The sequence below is a fragment of the Cyclobacterium salsum genome (assembly GCF_010119245.1).
GTDB classification, from domain to species: Bacteria; Bacteroidota; Bacteroidia; order Cytophagales; family Cyclobacteriaceae; genus Cyclobacterium; species Cyclobacterium salsum.
Window position 1 is genome coordinate 56978 of record NZ_WNKG01000017.1, and the last position, 16919, is coordinate 73896.

A 16919-nucleotide genomic window follows, 5' to 3' on the forward strand; every position below is an offset into this window, starting at 1 on the left:
AGTAGATGGAACAACCCTTTTCCCATTCTAAACATGCAGATAGATCGATTTACAAGCCTGGACCCCGATTATTCCAGCATGGAAATTCGGTGGTTTTTCCCGGAAAACATTCCGGAGCTGAAACATTTTGTACAGCGAAAGTTCAATGTAAAGCCCGAACCTGAGATACGAACGGATACCTACTACCCCATTTTCAACCGGGAGGACCTCGGACTTAAACTTCGTGAGGGCAATCGGGAGATCAAAAAAAGGCAAAAACCGGGTATCCCGTTTTACTTCGAAGTTCAACAGGCTGGCTATTTAGAGTATTGGGACAAATGGATTCTTGATAGCCCTCTACCTGATTTACACGGCACAGACCCTTTTCCTATCCGAAAAAAAAGGTGGGTATTGAAATTCAACAGCCAATCAAAAAAAGATTACACCGCCTTTCCCTACGAAGAAAAACTCGAACAGGGCATACAGGTCGAATATGCTGAACTGAAAGCGGAAAGGGGTACCTCTTATACTTTTTGCCTGGAGGTATTCGGAGATACCGATCCATCCCATCTGGAAAAAATAACAGCCATTTTACCAGCTGTAGCCTATCTGCATTTAGATAATTCTTTTGCTTATCCGGCCTGGATAGTAAGGCAATTCCGAATATAAATCCGGAAGAAAGACCCTTCTTCCGGACAACCTCATAAAGAAACGAATAGTTACCGGTCAGGAAGGGTGGTGTCCCGGGCTTCCTTTTCTTCCCGGATCTTCTCCATGGCTTTCTCCCTTTCGCGCATTTTTTCTTCCATTGCTTTGAGTTTGGCCTCATGCTTTCTACCCCATTCCTCCATCTTTGCTTCAAACTCCCTGATCTTCGGCTCATTTTGCTTGTTCCAGGCTTCCATTTTTGCCTCAAACTCCTCCATCTTTGGCTTAAATTCTGCTTCCCATTCTTTTATTTTTTCTTGAAAAACCTTTTGGGTAGCGGTCATTTTTTGCTGGAATTCCTGCATTTTCTGCTCAAACTTTTCTTTTTGGGCTAATCCATCAGGATTGGAATCCATATCAAATTGGACGATTTTCGAAGTATATATACGAATGCTATCGCCAAAATCTTCCATAAAACCATTGGGGACAAAAAGAGTAGCGTCCGGAAATGGCGGAACCCCGGTAAGGACTGGCGGCGAAGGGATGTTCCATTCCAGGATCTCCGGCAGACTATCGAGTTCAACAACGGTGTTCAAATTCCACGCAGTGTCTATTTCTATCTCCCTATCCACTTGTTGAGACCAGGAAGAAGATGCCGGTAGGCTGTCCGGGTTAATGGCTGTCATTGATGAAAATGTTGGCGCCGGAAGGGGCAGCGGGTTCATTGCATCGATAAGATTAGTCTCCAGCCATCGCTCTTGACGGGGATCTTCCTGCTGCGCTATTCCAAGCAGCAGGATAAAACTAAGCATACTGGTAATCATCATGGTTTTACTGATCAATGGTGAGTGAATGATTTTTGAAGGTTGTTTTCCCATCATCCGCTGGATTCGCAAAAGGGTGGGAAAAGTCGATTTTTGAGCCGCCATGGCCAGTTCCGGAGCATTCCCGGAAGCTTGATTTACAATGTAAGCAAGGGCATGCGCCAATTCCGAAGAATTTGCCCCGGTTTTAATTGCCAGGTCGTCTGCAGCTTGTTCCCGTGCTTCCCTTACGGATTCATTTATCCACCAGAAGGCGGGGTGGTAGAAAAAAATCATCTCCAAAAAGGACTGACATAGATTAAGGGTAAAATCCTGTCGTTTAATATGGGCCAGTTCATGGGCCAGGATAGCCTCCAATTGTGCAGGAGGCATACCGCATACCAGGCTTGTTGGTATCAATACGATCGGCTTCACTATTCCAAAAACCATGGGCACCTCAATTTCCTGACTTACCCGTATTAAAACGGGAACGTTGATTTGCATTTTGTGCCGGAATACATGGGCTTTTTCTTGGATCCAATTCGGTAAATCCAAATAAGATCGCCGCTTTATCTGTTGCAAAGCAGCAAAATTGCCAACCAGGCGCATCATGTAGAATGCCACTCCAATCAACCAAACATTTACCAGATAAGGCAACACTTTTTCAAAATGGCTAAACGCCATTTCCCAAAGCCCCCGTTCCGATCGGGCTTGATCTTCCAAAGCAGGTAAAAAGGTTGGCTCTATTGCAACCAAAGCTGCACCGGTAGCCTTTCCCCAGATACCGTACTCATACCATAGGGTGGCCGAAAAAGACAGTGCCATGAGAAACAAGATCAGTAACCCTGCTTGATACCGATAGCTAGGCATCCGAAAAGCCTGCATATGAAGCAATAACCAATAGATGCCTGCCAGAATTAGAAATTGCCATAGGGAGTGTAACAGCGACCAGCCCAAAATTTCGGGAATTGCCAGGGGAAACCAATCGATATTCATGACTACTTATTTTCCATTTTATCTAAAAACGCACGTATTTCTTCAATCTCCTCTTTTGAGGGCTCGCTTTGACCCAAAGCTTGCATAACGAGTTTATTGGTAGAACCCCCGAATGCCTTCCGAATAAAGGTTTTTACCAGAGATTCCTGGGTATCCTGTTGGGACACTGCCGCAGCGTATACATGACTTCTCCTCTTTTCGTCGCGGTTAACCAATCCTTTTCCATGCATATTCTGCATGATTTTAAGCGTAGTGGTATAGCCTGTTTCTTTGTCTTGAGACAGCTGCTCATGCACCTGTCGTACGCTGGCTTCTCCCATCTCCCATAAGATGGCCAAAACTTCCAGTTCTGCAGCCGTAGGTTTCTCTTGCATGACATTATACGATTTATTTCGTAGGCAATTTATACGACAAATATCGTAATGCCAAATATATACGATTCTAATCGTATTAAATTTTGTTAAAATATTCCTCCATTTGATTTCTCCTTAAAGGACGGCTTCCTTATTTTGCACCATGTGTTTGATAACTTTTAGCTGGAACCAGCATCCCAAGTACAAGCTAATCCTGGTAGCCAACCGGGACGAATATTTCAAGAGGCCCAGTCAATCCCTGCATCAATGGGAAAGTGGGATTTATGCCGGAAAGGATTTAAAAGAGGGTGGCACCTGGCTGGGTTTTCATCCCAGCGGCCGCTTTGCTGCCCTGACCAACTTCCGTGACATGAGCAGGGAAGCCCCGCGTGATCGGTCACGCGGAGAGCTGGTTGCCGGTTTTCTGGAGAGCAAGGAGGATCCCCTGAGTTACTTGCAGGGAGTGGAATCCTATAAAAACGAATACAATGGGTTTAATCTTCTGGTCGCGGATAAGAACAAGCTTTATGTATTGTCCAATTATGGACGGGGGATTCAGGAGGTAGGTTCGGGTGTACATGCCATTTCGAATGCGTTCATAAATAGCCCCTGGCCCAAAGTGAACCTTGCCCGGCAGCAGTTTGGTGATCTATTAAGCCACAAGGCACCCGAAATGGAAGATTTACACCAACTGCTACAGTCTACGGACCGGGCCCCCGACGATCAATTGCCGGCCACCGGGCTAAGCAAAGAATTGGAAAGGGAGGTCTCCGCGCAGTTTATCCGGGTGGATGATTATTATGGCACGGTCAATACCACGGCCTTGCTTTGGGACAAAGATGGCGAGGTACACCTTCGGGAGGTCCGAACCATTCCCGAACGACAGGTCAGCGATTGTGCTTTTCGGGTAAATTAGCCATACACAGGAACTATGCCGGAATTTTCATGTTAATAAACATATGAAAAAGTTGGAGTTATTGATTATTGGTGCCGGACCTATTGGATTGGCTTGTGGTATTGAAGCCCAAAAGAAAAACCTTAATTACCTGATCGTAGAAAAGGGAGTATTGACCAATTCCATTTTTAATTATCCGGTCAACATGACCTTTTTCTCTACATCGGAAAAACTGGAGATGGGCGATATTCCGTTCATGTCCATTGCCAACAAACCTACCCGGCCGGAGGCGTTGGAGTATTATAGAAGAATCGTCCGGCATTACCAGCTCAACATTAGTCTGTATGAAGAGGTACAGACACTGGAAAAAGAAGAAGGCGGTTTTTTGGTTCATACTTCCAAGGGCGTTTACCTGGCGGAAAAACTAGTGATGGCCACTGGTTTTTATGATTTGCCAAACACGATGAATGTACCCGGAGAGGATCTCCCTAAAGTAACCCATTATTACAAAGAACCCTGGCCCTATATTGGCCAGAAGATAATCGTTGTCGGTGGCGGTAACTCGGCTGTGGATGTGGCCCTTGAAACCTGGCGCAAAGGGGCAGAGGTAACCATGGTAGTCATGAAGCCTGAAATTGATCAAACAGTAAAATACTGGGTCTTGCCGGACATAGAAAATCGCATCAAAGAGGGCTCTATCAAAGGCTATTTCAATACGACCATCAAAGAAATCAGGGAAAAGGAAGTCCTCCTGCAGACACCGGAGGGAGTGGTGTCGCTGGAAAATGATTTTGTGCTGGCCATGACCGGATACAAGCCCAACTTTGCCCTTTTGGACCAATTGGGAGTAAAACTTAGCCTGGATGAGAAAAGGCAGCCCTGCTACGATGATCAGAGCCAGGAATCCAACATACCCGGTTTGTACCTGGCCGGAGTGGTCTGCGGGGGCTTAAATACCCGTGAGTTTTTTATTGAAAACACCATCGTCCATGCCCGTTCCATTATCGAAGATATTGTAAAAAAGAAAACGGTTCCCTCCGGTTTGGAGAAATAATCCGCTCAACTTTTTCTTTTCGAATCCGGATGGGTGTCGGGATGTACTTTGTCCTGGTGAAGTAAAACGGTAGAGGTAGGGTAGGCGATCCGGATGTTGTCCTCGGGCCCCAGTTTTTCGAGGATACTTTCAGTAATCGCATGCTCGAACATTCTTCGTTTCTTGGGATCGCAGAGGTACCGCATGGATAGTTGAATTCCCCTTTCGGTGATTTTGGTGAAAATCATAGGGGTAAATTGCTTGTAAACGATAAGGTGTTCCTGTTTGGCTTTCTTAAATACTTTTTCTGCCAATCGAAGATCATCCTTCAGATGTGTATTAAGTATTTCCAATAAAATGGCCTTGGCTCTTTTGAAATCACTGCGTAAGGTGATGTATATTTTTTGTTCGTTCCAGATGTAGTTAAAGCCGATGGAATAATTGGCCTGAGCATCCATAAAAATCTTTCCGTTGGGCACGTGAACTACCCTGCCGGTACTTTGGTCTGCTTCCACCCAATTTCCGATTTCCAGCAGGGAGAATTGGAAAAGGCGCAAATCGATTACATCTCCCTGAACCTCGCCAATCTGAATCCGGTCTCCCACATCAAAAGGCTTCCGTAAGTAAATAAAGGCCCATCCGGCAATATTGACAAAAATATCTTTCAACGCAATGGCAATACCTGCGGACAACAAGCCTAAAAAAGTGGTAACGGATTGGAAATTGTTAATCCAAAGATTACCGATGATCAGAATACCCACAATAAAGGATGTATATTCAATCACCTTTCTCCAGTGATACTGCTTCCTGAGTTCTGCTGCCTCTCCCCTGTAAATGAGTCTTACAGATATTTTATTGATCAGCCACATGATAAAGATAATCAGGAGGGTCTGTAGGATCCTGTTTCTTAATGCGATGTCAAGGTCAAAGTTCAGGAAATTATCAAACATGGTTTTTCACTAAGGAAATTTAAACTAGGCAAATATATTTTAATAATTCAATGCTGTGGAAGGAATTATTTTGGAAGTTTGGTTTTTCGGTTTCCGAGCCATACCCCCAGGATCACTGCAAAAATTCCCAAATAATGGAAAAGAAACAATGACTCTCCATCCAAAACTCCCCAAAACAAGGCCACCATCGGCACCAGGTAAGTAACCGAACTGGCAAACACCGGTGTCACTGATTTCACCATGGCGTTAAAGAGTATCAGGGCAGCGGCCGTACCTATGACACCCAATGCAGCGATGTATCCGGCCGCTCTCCAGGCACCGTCCATATGCAGGAGTTTGAACGAAAAATCCGTAAATCCCCACAGGTAAACGGCTGCCAACGGCAGCACCATCATCAGGGAAACTGAGGTGATGACTTTCGCCTCAATCTCCTGCACCCGAAATTTAATGATATTTACATTGAGTCCGTAACAAATGGTGGCCCCCACTACCAGCAGCCCATAGAGGTTAATACTTGAAAAAACGGCCCAACCCATACCCTCTGAACCGGCTATTACCAAAATCCCCACGCCCACAAATGCGATGAGCAATCCCAGGGCATTTCGGCTGGTAATCCGCGATCCAAAAAAGAAGGCCCCCACGGTCACTACCATGAGTGGGGTAAGGGCATTGATCACTCCTGCCAGGGAACTGGAAAGATTGGTCTGCGCAGTGGCAAAAAGAAAGGCTGGAATAAAACTACCTACAAAGCCAATCGTCAACAGGTATCCTAGCTGTTTATTTTGCAGCCGTTTTAATTGGGGCATGGCGAGGGGAAGCAAAACCATGCCTGCTGTTACAATCCGAAAGGCCCCCACTTCTCCGGCTGAGAAAATCAGCAGGGCTTTTTTGATCAAAATGAAAGAACTCCCCCAAATCAACGCCAATAAAACCAACATGCCCCAGTGTTTTGGAAATGTATCCGGATGTGATTCAGGCATTTGAGATCGAAATAGGGTTCATAATTGGGGAAAGATTTCGGAAAGGATACGAATCTAAAATTCCGCACCGGCAAAGACCCTGGAAACTTCGTCCAGAATCTCACAAACAGATCGGTAATCATCTGTGGTAACGAGGGCGGTTCGATACGGCTTAAAATGTGGAAGCCCCCTGAAGTAATTGGTATAGTGCCTTCTCATTTCCAGCAGCCCCAATTTTTCTCCTTTCCATTCTACTGAAAAGTCCAAATGCCTTTTGGCAACTTTTACCCGTTCTTCCAGATCAGGTCCTTCCAACAACTCTCCCGTTTTCAGAAAATGATTGATCTCATTAAAAATCCAGGGATAGCCGATGGCCGCTCTTCCGATCATAATTCCATCCACCCCGTATTTTTCTTTATAAAGTTTAGCTTTTTGAGGGCTATCCACGTCTCCATTGCCAAAAACCGGAATGGTAATCCGGGGGTTTCTCTTGACGGCTGCCAGGTAGTCCCAGTTAGCCTCTCCCTTGTACATTTGCTTTCGGGTACGGGCGTGGATGCTGATGGCCTGAATGCCCACATCCTGTAACCGCTCCGTAACCTCTTCTATTCGGATGGTATGCTCATCCCAGCCGAGCCTGGTTTTGACAGTAACGGGAATGGAAACGGCCTTTACGATTTCTGCCGTCATGGAAACCATTTTATCAATGTCTAACAATATGCCCGCCCCGGCACCTTTACAGGCCACTTTATTTACCGGACAACCGTAATTGATATCCAGGATGTCAGGCCCAGCGGCTTCGGCTATAGCGGCAGCTTCCCTCATGGAAGCAATTTCATTCCCGAAAATCTGAATGCCAACCGGCCTTTCGTATTCGTATATGTCTAGCTTCTGAACGGATTTGGCAGCATCCCTGATCAATCCTTCAGAACTTATAAACTCCGTGTACATCAAATCAGCCCCATTGGCCTTGCATACGGCCCGGAAGGGTGGATCGCTGACATCCTCCATAGGGGCCAGCAACAAGGGGAATTCCCCTAAACTCAAATCTCCGATTTTAATCACTATTTAAAATTTTTAGCAAAAATGAAGGTTTTTCCTTGAATATCAATGCCATTGCTGGTAATCTGGAAATTTTCTTTCCCGGATATTTAAATCCAATTCAATAAACTGGCTTGTGGTACAGGCTAATTCATGTAAATTTAGGTCGTATATGGAAATTTATGAACATCGGCCCGGACATCAGGTTAACCAGCATTGGTTACTTTCCTTAACGGTATTGGTCTTAATCGTGTTTGGCACCTTGGCCATTCTTCAAACCATCGCCGTAGGGTTGACCCCCATTTTATTTGGAATTAGTTTGGAGCAGCTTCCCTCCCTGTTAACCGCAAGCCTGGATCATCCCAACGGGAGATTGGCGTTTCTATTCATTCAGGGGCTGGGAGGAGGATCGGCATTTTGGCTGGGTGGCTGGATATTTCTTCACTTAGTTGACAAAAAATCCCTGCACCTTTCCCGCCAATTCAGCCCCGAAAAGCTAGATGGGGTCTGGCTGGTGCTCCCTATTTTAATTGGGTTCGTACTTTTCAACTCCTTGTGGGTCTACCTGAACATGAACCTGGAATTTCCCGAATCCATGAGCGGGTTGGAAACCCTCTTCCGGGAGAAAGAAGACCAGCTGATGGAATTGACCTTATACCTGACGGATTTCTCCGGTACGGGAGAATTGCTGATGGGGATTCTTGTCATTGGCGTTCTGGCTGGCATAGGAGAAGAGTATCTTTTCAGGGGAATCTTACAGCCAAAATTGCATCACTACACCCAAAATGCCCATGCCGGGGTGTGGATCACTGCGTTTATTTTTTCCGCCATCCACTTTCAATTTTATGGATTTTTACCAAGGCTGATGCTGGGAGCTTTATTTGGTTACCTTTACCTCTATTCCGGCACCTTGATATTTCCCATTCTGGCCCATATACTGAACAATACCTTTACGCTGTTTTTGGTATATTTCAACAAATTGGAATTGATCGAATATGACATGGAAAATGCCACTGATCTTCACTGGGAATACGTCCTTCTGGGACTGATTGTCTTTCTGATCTCCTGGAAATGGTTTTTAATGCGACAAAAACCCCTATCGAATGAGTAAGTGGCAGAAAGTATTCGAATCGGATTCACCCATTCGGGCGGAAATAGTCAAGGGTGTCCTGGAAGAAAAAGGGATTACTGCGGTAATTTTGAATAAAAAAGACCCGGTATACCGGATTCATGGCAACATCGAAGTGATGGTTTCCAGGGAAGAAGCCATCGGTGCTATTAATATAATAGAAAATGAAATCTCGTTTTAGTATAAGTAATTACAGTAATCTTGCGCAGCGGGTAATAACGGCACTCATTGGAGCCCTGGTCATTATTGGGGGGGCGCTTTACAGCGAGTGGGCTTACTTTGTTATTTTCGTGGTCATCCTCGGATTCACCCAAATGGAATTTTACAAGCTTTCAGGATTGGATGGTATGTTGCCTTTAAAAAGCTTTGGAACATTTGTAGGCTTGCTGATCTTTAGCTTTACTTTTTTGGAAGAAATGAAAATCATCCCCATTGCCTATTATTTTCTGGTTTTCCCACTCGTCTCTATGATTTTCTTTATCAAGCTTTATCGAAAATCGGATAAGAAGCCCTTTACCGGGATCGCTTATACCATTTTGGGCATATTTTATGTGGCCATTCCCTTTTCCCTGTTGACGGTAGCAGCTTTTTCGGTGGATAATACCTTTCATTATGAAATCATCATCGGGTCCTTGTTTATTTTGTGGGCCAGCGATTCCGGTGCCTTTTTCGCAGGAACCAAATTTGGTAAAACCAAACTTTTTGAACGTGTATCCCCTAAGAAATCCTGGGAAGGAAGCCTGGGAGGAGCATTTACAGCCATTGTTGTCACCTATTTCATCTCCAAAAATTTCACGGTTTTGCCGGAATGGCAGTGGTTTTGTATCATGACCATTATTATTATTGCCGGAACCTATGGGGACTTAATCGAATCGCTCTTCAAAAGAAGCATTGCCATCAAAGACTCCGGTAAGGGCCTTCCGGGACATGGAGGTTTTATGGATCGGTTTGATGGCTTACTTTTATCAACCCCCTTTATCGTCGCATTTTTAAAAATATTTTAACTTATACCTTAAAAAATACTAATTTTGTCATCCAGAACCAATCGTTTCACTCGATGTCAGGTAGAGAGAATGAATCCCTCACCGAAAGCGTGAAACCTGAATTAAAGCTGTAACCTTATGACCATTCATAAAGAAGGAAAGTCGTTGTTATTTTGGATGCTTTTTATCCTAGCCGGTATTAACATCGTCCTGCACCAGGTATTTCCGGAAAAGGAGCTGCTCCTCAACCTGGTACTTATTGGAAGCATCATCGCCTACCTGGCCGTATTGCAATTTTTTAGAAATCCATCCATTCCTATTCCCGATGATCCGGAAATAATTTATGCTTCTGCAGATGGAAAAGTAGTCGCCATTGAAAAAACCCTGGAAGATGAATACCTGCAGGAAGAGCGAATTCAGGTTTCGGTCTTTATGTCTCCGGTCAATGTACATGTAAACCGCTCTCCTATAACGGGTGTATTAAAATTTTTCAAATACCATCCCGGGAAATACTTGGTAGCCTGGCATCCAAAGTCCAGTACGGAAAATGAGCGCACCTCCCTGGTGCTGGAGCATCCCAGTGGTCTATTACTAATGGTCCGGCAGATAGCCGGAGCCATGGCCAGGAGAATCAAGTGCTATGTAAAAGAGGGAGACCCTCTGGTCCAGGGACACGAATTTGGATTTATCAAGTTTGGTTCCCGGGTGGACGTATTTATTCCCCTTGATGCTGAAATATTGGTGGAAATGAATCAAACCACAAAAGCAGGTATCACTCCGCTTGCCCGGTTGAAATCATAATGGTACTCATCCCAGCCCCATATCCAGGGCTTTCTTTACCAGCTCCGCCATTGAGGAAACTTCCAGTTTGCGATGCAGGTGCTTTCGGTGGGTTTCTACGGTAAAGATACTCAGGTGAAGCCCTTCGGCAATCTCTTTATTGCTCTTCCCCTGGGCGATCCACTGAAGGATTTCCAGTTCTCTTTTGGATAATTTTAAGGCTGCTTTGAAGTGGTCGTATTGATCAAACTCATCCTCTTCGGCCTGTTTCAGCACCTGTTCAAAATTAGCAATGTACCGGTCCTCCATCACTTCCCGGATGGTAAAAATCAATTCATCCGGATCTGCATTCTTCAGAATGTATGCATCCACTCCCTGCCGAATGCATTTCTGAAAAATAGCCTCTTCATCGTACATGGAAAGTACGATGGTCTTTATTTTCCATCGGCGCTTTTTGATGTGTTGCAGAATATCCAATCCGTTTATGCCAGGCATGTTCATATCTGTAATAATCAGATCTGCTTTTTCGCTCTCCAGGGCATCCAACGCTTCCTTGCCGTTATGATAGACACCTCCTACTTCAAAGTCCGCTTCTCTTAACAGCAGGTTTTCGATACCTGCTGCAAAAAGTTTATGGTCGTCTGCTAAGATAATCCGGGTCCTCGTTGCCATTTTAACTCCCAGCTGGGTTTTCAAATTGAATTTTTATTTCCGTTCCTTCATTAATACCCGAAACTACCTCGACCCGGCCATTGATGGCTTTGATTCTTGACTTTAGGTTTTTAATCCCCAACCCGGAAGACTCGGATTGAGGATCAAATCCGACCCCATCATCCCGGATCAGCAAGGTGGGAATCTCTGCTTCTTGATACATATTTATAGAAATCAACTTGGGAGAGGCATGCTTGATGGCATTGTTGAGGCATTCCTGAACCATCCGGATCAATACCAATTTCTTGTCCCCTTCCAAATGGTCAAAGGAGTCCCCGGATTTTTCAAAAGTAGTGGCACAAAACCCACTTTTTTCAATCTTTTCCAATTCACCGGCCAGGAAATCCTCGAATGCCAGGGAACTGAGGTAATCTTTATTGATGGACCTGGACAAACTTCTCACTTCCCTAATAATCTGATTAATCAGTTTTTTTCCTTCGTACACGCCGGAGCCATCTGGATTATTCAAAACCAACTTGGTCAGGGAAAGCAATTGGCCGATATTGTCGTGTAATTCCTGACTTACAAAAAGAAGCGTCTGCTCGCGAATCTCCTTTTCCGCATTCAGTATCGTGTTTTCATAGTCGGCTTTAAGAAGTTGAATTCGATGCCGGTTTTTTATCTGTCGCTGTTTGTGGATGATTACAATAGCGATAATAAATACGGCCATGATCACCATTAACACCACCCCTGTGAGGATGGCGAGAAATGTAGGTAATGAATTACCTTCCATACCTGTCCGTGGAAAAAATGTAGGAAGAATAAAAGGAAAGTCCAAGAATAAGGTACAAAAGTGCCGCAAAAACCCTGTTCATGGAAGCCAAAACCGTCAGGTACCATTTGTCTATATCCCAAAGAATATTTATCGCTCCAAAATAAATGAAATTGGGACAGTAAAACAGCAGGATAGCCGCTACATTCCAAAAGTGGGGCACTCGGAGTAGGGGCTGATCCCAAAACCCTTCTTCCAGAAAAACCCGGTATAAGAGGTAGCAACTTACAACCACAATTCCAAAACTACCCAGCAGATGGGTGTATTGTTGGAACAAATCGGTGGGTTTCTGAAAAAAAATACTGTTTACGATAGCCCATACAGTGAAAAACAGCATGAATTGATCCATTCGCTTTTTCACTGCTTCCAAATCAACCAGTGATTTTAAATAAATTAAAATCAGCAGCGTTTCTCCGAAGACAAAGAAAATATTATAGACCAGTACATTTTTTTGGCCGTTCTGCACGAGATAAATGGCATATATCTCGAAGGCCAACACATAGAAAATGAGAAAAAAAATGTACTCATGCGCTCTTTTCTCTTCACTTTGCGGCTTCCTTAGATAAAAATAAACAAGGGAACACAGCAACCCAAGCCCAATACAGGAAAGGTAAACAGGAGGAGTCATGATTCAGGTGGTTTTATGTCCGCAATGCGGCTCAGCAATCCGGAGGGCAAACCTTGCCTCCATTTATTATCAACTTTTCCTGATCCGGATCCTGATTATCATTAGAAGCAGAAAGAATAACAGTCAACTTTCCGATGTATTCTTTTGCTCTTTCGGGATCTTCTCTTTCAGACAAGGTATCTTCATCGTACATGCCCAAATAAATTTTAATGCCCCCGGTCTGAGCATCTGTCTGAGCCAAAAGCTTTTCAATAGTCTGCCGGTCAAACCAAACCGAGCGAGTTTGCTCCTTGGCCGATTCTTTATTGATAGCCTCCTCCGCTTCCTGAATAAACTTATCGTAATTACGTTTCAGGGTATTAAATTTCTTTAAATCCATTGATGGTTCATTTTAGGTGATTTGAATCTGATCAAAATTAACCAATCTTCCGGTTAATCAATCGCCGTCGAAAAAAAAATACCCACATTTAATTTCTGTCCCGTTGCGAAAACGTGTTCTTCTATTCTGTTTTTTAGTACTATTTACATTGAAATGAACGGTTTTCAATAGAAAATAACACCCTGTGAAAGAGGTCTATCTAACGAAAATAAAGTATCTCATAGGAACCCTTCCCTACTATTTGTTAGGGTTTCACATTTGTTACCAATTTTGACTCCTGTACTTTTTTGCATTATGAAAAGACATTTAATAAATTGCTGATATGATTATTACCTTAGTGGTTCTTGGTCTCTTTGTTTTAACGACCATACAGATTTACAACAAACTCATTCGATTGAGAAACAACGCCCGGGAAGGCTGGAGTGGAATCGATGTACAGTTAAAAAGGAGAGCCGATCTGGTTCCTAATCTAGTGACAACGGTAAAGGGATATGCCAACCACGAACAACAATTGCTGGAAGATATTACCAAGCTTCGCAGCGAAAGCATTGCCGGTCAATCCATTCCTGATCAAGCCAAAACTGCCGCTGAATTGGGAAGGTCTTTGAAACGATTGATGGTGGTAGCAGAAGCTTACCCGGATTTAAAAGCAGATAAAAATTTCCTGAAGTTGCAAGAACAGCTTTCGGAAATTGAAAACACGCTACAAAAATCAAGAAGGTACTACAACGGCACCGTGAGGGAGCTCAATATTAAAATAGAATCATTTCCCTCCAATCTAATCGCTGGCATTTTTAGCTTTGAAAAATTTGAATTCTTTGCTCTGACTGACGACTCCGATCGGATAGTCCCCGAAATTAACTTAAGTTGATATGCTAAAACGAATACGATGGCTCATTTACCTGTTTGTTTTCTTTTCAGGTAATTGGTCCTTACAGGCCCAGGAGCGAGAAGAAATCCTGTCTTACCATAGTGAAATTAAGATCCAACTGGATGGCTCCCTGGATGTCACTGAAGAAATTCAAGTAAGAAGTACCGGAGATGAAATTAAAAGAGGTATTTTCCGAAGCTTTCCTGTCCGTTACCGGGACCGTTATAATAATCAGGTAAAGGTTGGCTTTGACGTCCTCGAAGTCACAAAAGACGGTGAGGAAGAACCTTATCAGGTAATCCGACAGGGAGACTATGAGGTGATCCGGATCGGAGATGAAAAAACTTTTCTAGACCCCGGGGTTTACACGTATTCCATTCGATATACCACCAACCGGCAAATAGGCTTTTTTGATAACTACGATGAGCTTTACTGGAATGCCATTGGAGATCAGTGGGCTTTCAGAATCCTACAGGCTTCTGCCCGGATTACCTTGCCGGAAGGGGGAGAAATAGGCCAATATGCGGCGTATGCAGGACCGGTTGGCAGCGATCGCTGTCCCTGTGATATCCGAAAAGAATCCGATAGAAAATTATTTGTAGCCGTTACAGAACCTCTTAATCGGCGGGAACCGTTGACCGTTGCCGTTTCCTGGCAAAAGGGCCTTATAGAACCTCCGGGAGCAACAGAAAAGGCCCAAAGTTTTCTCAGCGATAATGCTGGCATCCTATCCCTTTTGCTGGGAATCCTTCTTTGCTTCGGGTACTATTACTACGCCTGGACGAAAGTCGGCAAGGACCCGCATAAGGGGGGGATTTATCCCATTTTTGATATTCCCGAAGGATTGGATGCTGCAGCGGTCAGGTATCTCTATAAAATGGGATTCGATACCAAGGCGTATGTAGCAGGCATCGTAGAACTGGCAACCGGAGGCTATTTAAAAATAATAGAAGAAAAAAAGAAGAAATACGTGCTGGAGAAGTTAGATTTTCCGGAAAACTCCAATAGCGGTTATCAGAAGGTCATGTCCAGCTTGTTTACCGGCGGCTATCAAACGATTTCATTGAATCAAAAGGAGCACAAAAAAATCGGTGGAGCGTTAAAAGGACTACAAAAAGACTTGTATGACCGGTTCCATAGTTCTCACTTTAAAAATAACTACCAATGGTTGATTCCGGGAATACTGATTTCGATCGTTAGTTTAGTTGCAGGGGTAAAATACACCATTGACCAGTCTCTGGAAGAAGAAAACATCTTTTTGATTATGGGCCTTATTTTTTCCATTTTCCTGCTGACATTTCTCAGAAAGGTTTTTTTGACGGTGATGCATTACCTGGATTACGGTTATGTAAAGATCAGTACGATTATTGGCGAACTGTTTAGTCTTGTTTTCCTTATTGGATTTCCTTTTTTGTTGGTATTCTATTTTGGTGCCAATTTACCTTATGGATTTCTGTTAATGGCCTTGCTATTGGGGCTTATAAATGTTGCTTTCGTTTTCCTAATCAAGGCCCCTACCGAAAAGGGTAGAGCGTTAATGGATGAAATCGAAGGCTTTCGCATGTACCTGAATGCCGCAGAAAAGCCTTTGTTGGAAACCTATAATCCTCCGGGCGTTACCCCTGAAATTTTCGAGAAATTCCTACCCTATGCCATATCGCTAGACGTGGGAGAGGCCTGGGGCAAGGCCATGGAAAAGAAATTGGAATCCCTCTCTGCGGAGCAAAGTAGTTCCACCCGATACCGTCCGGCCTGGTATGCCGGAACCGGTTTTGCGGCAGGTTCTCTGGCAGGATTCTCTTCCGGTCTGGGTAACTCTTTTGGTTCCGCGTTAAGCAATTCCGCCAGCCCTCCGGGTTCTAAATCCGGAAGTGGTGGCGGTGGCAGCTCCGGAGGCGGAGGTGGCGGCGGCGGCGGAGGCGGCTGGTAACATCACGTAAAAAAGCCTCGGAGAACTAACTCTGAGGCTTTTTTTATTTTTAACTTGTATGGCCTTTTATGGCTGTTGCAAAATCACTTTCATTGCATCAATATAAGAAGGTTCGGGAACTTCCTGTTCCAGTACCAGCATTACGAAATGTTCGGCAAGTATTTCCTCAGGGTGAAGAGTATAATCGGTATTGGTTCCAATTTTCTGCTCCAAGTCCGCAGCCGCAGCAAAATTTCTCAATACTGGCATATCGTCTACAAGGGTAGCTTGCTTTTCATCTGCTGCTCCGCCCACAAACATCAGACGTTGCTTCAGATAAGTGAAAAACGAACCTCCATCCCATTCTTCCTCTGAGATAAGGATAAACACCACTTCTTCTGATTCCCCATCAATTTCCACGGTAATGGTATGCTCTAAGAAAGGGGCATCCGGATTGGTAATCACAAAATCACGGATACCTTCAGGGTAGGTGATTCGGTTACTTTCGGTAAAGTGAATGGTCTCGAATAGATCTGATCTAATTTCTGGCTTGAATCGGGTCAATATATGAAACAACTCATGAATCAGAAAACTTTCATTGACCAGTCCACGAACCACAATGTAATTTTCACGCGTATAGCTCACCGCGCCGCCTTCTTCGTTCATGGTTGATTTAATCAACAGAATTTCTTCCGGGAACTCAAGCTGCAGTCCGAGTGCATCAATCTTGTCTTTTATTCCAAGAATCCGCTCCTCCAAGATTGTTTTCTCCTCTGCTGTCCATGCCTGCGCTTGCTGCGAAGCAAACGTCAGGTAATCTTCTTCTTCGGTGCTTTCCTTGTTTTGTGTTCGGGAGGTCAGATCGAACTTACTAAGAGACTCTGTGTAGGTATCAGAGGTACCCAACCTCTCGGCCGCTTCATCCTGTGGAGTAAAGACAATGGTAGTATTCTCATCAATGGGTACCACAATATCCGGATCCCTGGGATTCTCAGGTTCCGGATCCGGATCCGGGTCATCAACGGTACAGGCGATGGAAAATGCCATCAGCAAGAATGGATAAAGAAGTAACTTTTTCATTTGATTTAAATTAACAGGTA

19 protein-coding genes are annotated in these 16919 nt (G+C 44.2%); 9 read left to right on the top strand and 10 right to left on the bottom strand.

Going from position 1 to position 16919, the window contains the following annotated elements:
- Positions 1–33 precede the first annotated feature (33 nt).
- Positions 34–648: a hypothetical protein gene (locus GJS45_RS22270; protein WP_162344102.1), complete on the top strand. Its 615-nt coding sequence runs from the start codon at positions 34–36 to the stop codon at positions 646–648.
- Between the two features lie 50 nt (positions 649–698).
- Here the strand turns inward: GJS45_RS22270 and GJS45_RS22275 are convergent, their stop codons facing one another.
- Together GJS45_RS22275 and GJS45_RS22280 are read right to left on the bottom strand one after the other, a co-directional pair.
- A complete protein-coding gene (locus GJS45_RS22275; protein WP_162344103.1) occupies positions 699–2426 on the bottom strand; it encodes a M56 family metallopeptidase in 1728 nt (575 codons plus the stop codon).
- 2 nt (positions 2427–2428) lie between these two features.
- Positions 2429–2800, bottom strand: a complete 372-nt coding sequence (locus GJS45_RS22280) for a BlaI/MecI/CopY family transcriptional regulator (RefSeq protein WP_162344104.1) — start codon at positions 2798–2800, stop codon at positions 2429–2431.
- A 142-nt stretch (positions 2801–2942) separates the two neighbouring features.
- Here GJS45_RS22280 and GJS45_RS22285 point away from each other — a divergent pair, with 142 nt between their 5' ends.
- Positions 2943–3695: an NRDE family protein gene (locus GJS45_RS22285; protein ID WP_162344105.1), complete on the top strand. Its 753-nt coding sequence runs from the start codon at positions 2943–2945 to the stop codon at positions 3693–3695.
- 43 nt (positions 3696–3738) lie between these two features.
- Positions 3739–4728: a YpdA family putative bacillithiol disulfide reductase gene (locus GJS45_RS22290; RefSeq protein WP_162344106.1), complete on the top strand. Its 990-nt coding sequence runs from the start codon at positions 3739–3741 to the stop codon at positions 4726–4728.
- A 5-nt stretch (positions 4729–4733) separates the two neighbouring features.
- Here GJS45_RS22290 and GJS45_RS22295 read toward each other — a convergent pair whose 3' ends face one another.
- The 3 genes from GJS45_RS22295 to dusB form a co-directional block, all read right to left on the bottom strand.
- Positions 4734–5657: a mechanosensitive ion channel family protein gene (locus GJS45_RS22295; RefSeq protein ID WP_162344107.1), complete on the bottom strand. Its 924-nt coding sequence runs from the start codon at positions 5655–5657 to the stop codon at positions 4734–4736.
- Between the two features lie 65 nt (positions 5658–5722).
- The gene (locus tag GJS45_RS22300) at positions 5723–6637 is read right to left on the bottom strand and encodes a DMT family transporter (protein WP_235954921.1); all 915 of its coding nucleotides are present in this window, start codon (positions 6635–6637) and stop codon (positions 5723–5725) included.
- 54 nt (positions 6638–6691) lie between these two features.
- The gene (dusB, locus tag GJS45_RS22305) at positions 6692–7681 is read right to left on the bottom strand and encodes a tRNA dihydrouridine synthase DusB (RefSeq protein ID WP_162344108.1); all 990 of its coding nucleotides are present in this window, start codon (positions 7679–7681) and stop codon (positions 6692–6694) included.
- A 148-nt stretch (positions 7682–7829) separates the two neighbouring features.
- Between dusB and GJS45_RS22310 the strand changes: the two genes are divergently transcribed.
- The 4 genes from GJS45_RS22310 to GJS45_RS22325 all read left to right on the top strand — a co-directional run bounded on the left by GJS45_RS22310 (position 7830) and on the right by GJS45_RS22325 (position 10570).
- Positions 7830–8768, top strand: coding sequence for a CPBP family intramembrane glutamic endopeptidase (locus GJS45_RS22310; RefSeq protein ID WP_162344109.1), 939 nt, complete (start codon positions 7830–7832; stop codon positions 8766–8768).
- Positions 8761–8967 carry a putative signal transducing protein gene (locus GJS45_RS22315; protein ID WP_162344110.1) on the top strand — a complete coding sequence of 69 codons (207 nt, stop codon included), beginning with the start codon at positions 8761–8763 and terminating at the stop codon, positions 8965–8967. The genes GJS45_RS22310 and GJS45_RS22315 overlap by 8 nt, the downstream gene beginning before the upstream one ends.
- A complete protein-coding gene (locus GJS45_RS22320; protein ID WP_162344111.1) occupies positions 8951–9790 on the top strand; it encodes a phosphatidate cytidylyltransferase in 840 nt (279 codons plus the stop codon). The genes GJS45_RS22315 and GJS45_RS22320 overlap by 17 nt, the downstream gene beginning before the upstream one ends.
- 117 nt (positions 9791–9907) lie before the next feature.
- Positions 9908–10570, top strand: a complete 663-nt coding sequence (locus GJS45_RS22325; RefSeq protein ID WP_162344112.1) for a phosphatidylserine decarboxylase family protein — start codon at positions 9908–9910, stop codon at positions 10568–10570.
- 6 nt (positions 10571–10576) lie between these two features.
- Here GJS45_RS22325 and GJS45_RS22330 read toward each other — a convergent pair whose 3' ends face one another.
- The 4 genes from GJS45_RS22330 to GJS45_RS22345 are packed head-to-tail and all read right to left on the bottom strand — an operon-like array spanning position 10577 to position 13039.
- Entirely contained in the window at positions 10577–11221 is a 645-nt protein-coding gene (locus GJS45_RS22330) for a response regulator transcription factor (RefSeq protein ID WP_162344113.1), read from the bottom strand.
- 1 nt (position 11222) lies between these two features.
- A complete protein-coding gene (locus GJS45_RS22335; protein ID WP_162344114.1) occupies positions 11223–11993 on the bottom strand; it encodes a sensor histidine kinase in 771 nt (256 codons plus the stop codon).
- Positions 11983–12660: a hypothetical protein gene (locus GJS45_RS22340; RefSeq protein WP_162344115.1), complete on the bottom strand. Its 678-nt coding sequence runs from the start codon at positions 12658–12660 to the stop codon at positions 11983–11985. Before GJS45_RS22340 ends, GJS45_RS22335 begins: the two co-directional genes overlap by 11 nt.
- Before the next feature lie 31 nt (positions 12661–12691).
- A complete protein-coding gene (locus GJS45_RS22345; RefSeq protein WP_162344116.1) occupies positions 12692–13039 on the bottom strand; it encodes a hypothetical protein in 348 nt (115 codons plus the stop codon).
- A gap of 322 nt (positions 13040–13361) precedes the next feature.
- Here GJS45_RS22345 and GJS45_RS22350 point away from each other — a divergent pair, with 322 nt between their 5' ends.
- Positions 13362–13910 (top strand): LemA family protein, encoded by a 549-nt coding sequence (locus tag GJS45_RS22350; protein ID WP_162344117.1) that lies wholly within the window; start codon positions 13362–13364, stop codon positions 13908–13910.
- A 1-nt stretch (position 13911) separates the two neighbouring features.
- Complete coding sequence (locus GJS45_RS22355; RefSeq protein WP_162344118.1) at positions 13912–15840, top strand: DUF2207 domain-containing protein; 1929 nt, start codon at positions 13912–13914, stop codon at positions 15838–15840.
- A gap of 66 nt (positions 15841–15906) precedes the next feature.
- On the opposite strand, the gene GJS45_RS22360 is transcribed toward GJS45_RS22355, so the two are convergent.
- Entirely contained in the window at positions 15907–16899 is a 993-nt protein-coding gene (locus GJS45_RS22360; RefSeq protein WP_162344119.1) for a hypothetical protein, read from the bottom strand.
- Positions 16900–16919: the final 20 nt, after the last annotated feature.